Consider the following 1,111-nt stretch of genomic DNA (forward strand, 5'->3'; position numbering starts at 1 on the left):
CTAGCTTCGTCGGCAGCGTCAGATGTGTATAAGAGACAGATTTCTCACTATGGAAAGAAGTATAAGTGAAGGGAGAATGAAAACTAAAAGGGATAAAAGGTTGATATATTATGTAATAATTATATTATAAAAATGAAAATTAGAGATAAATATAGGTCATGAGTGCTAATTTTGGGTGTTTATAAACCTTTTTGTTTTATTATCTGATTTTTTAAATTTAACAGAAATATATGCTTGAATGAAGTATATATTTCTGTTAAATTTATCCTATGGACAGAACGAGTTTAATTAAAGGTCATTTAGAAATGTGTGTATTATCGATTTTATCGAGAAAGAAAAGTTATGGATATGAAATTATGAAAGAGCTTGAAGTACACAATTTAAAATTGAAAGGAGTAGGAAGTATTTATCCCATTTTAACTAAGTTGAAAAATCAAGAATGGGTTAATACATATCAAGAAGTAACAGCCAGTGGCAAAGTTAGAATTTATTATGAAATTAATGACAGCGGGAAAATACGACTTGAGAAGAAAATTAATGAGTGGCTAGAATTGCAATCTGATATTCAAACATTATTAAAAAGCGGTTTGAAAGGAGACCTTTTGAAATGAGGAATGAACTAAAAGGTAAAGAACAGCAATTTTTAACTGACGTACTTAAAGAATTAAAGCAATACGATATAAGTATAGAAGAAAGGGAAAATATTAAACGACAATTATTAGAACATTTTCAGGAATGTCATGAAGATGGTGAGGATAGTCTAAACGATCTAGGAACTCCTCAATTATTTGTTCAAGATTTTTTGGAAATAAATGAAATTGATATACGAGTAAAAATGAAACAATTTCAAAATGAAAATGGAAAATCAAATTCACTACTATTAAGTGGCATATTCATCGCATTTATTACTTACCTCATCTCACAAACTACACTTTCAATATTTTTAGCTGAATCATATAATTCAACTCATAGTAAAAATTCATTTAATTATAATCTTTTATATCGTATAGCAGAGAATCAGTGGTGGAACTATGTATTAATAATGATTAGTTTTACACTCTCTGTATTAGCTGTCTCTTATACACATCTGACGCTGCCGACGAAGCTAGAA

General features: G+C 28.7%; 2 protein-coding genes. Both read left to right on the forward strand.

Features of this window, described 5'->3' with window-relative positions:
• Window positions 1-269 precede the first annotated feature (269 nt).
• Window positions 270-611 carry a PadR family transcriptional regulator gene (locus tag JDS92_RS30025; RefSeq protein WP_000376294.1) on the forward strand — a complete coding sequence of 114 codons (342 nt, stop codon included), beginning with the start codon at window positions 270-272 and terminating at the stop codon, window positions 609-611.
• A partial coding sequence (locus tag JDS92_RS30030; protein WP_199633038.1) for a DUF1129 domain-containing protein occupies window positions 608-1,111 on the forward strand: 504 nt, incomplete at its 3' end. The genes JDS92_RS30025 and JDS92_RS30030, both read left to right, overlap by 4 nt.

This window comes from Bacillus cereus group sp. N12 (assembly GCF_016483575.1).
Taxonomy (GTDB): domain Bacteria; phylum Bacillota; class Bacilli; order Bacillales; family Bacillaceae_G; genus Bacillus_A; species Bacillus_A toyonensis.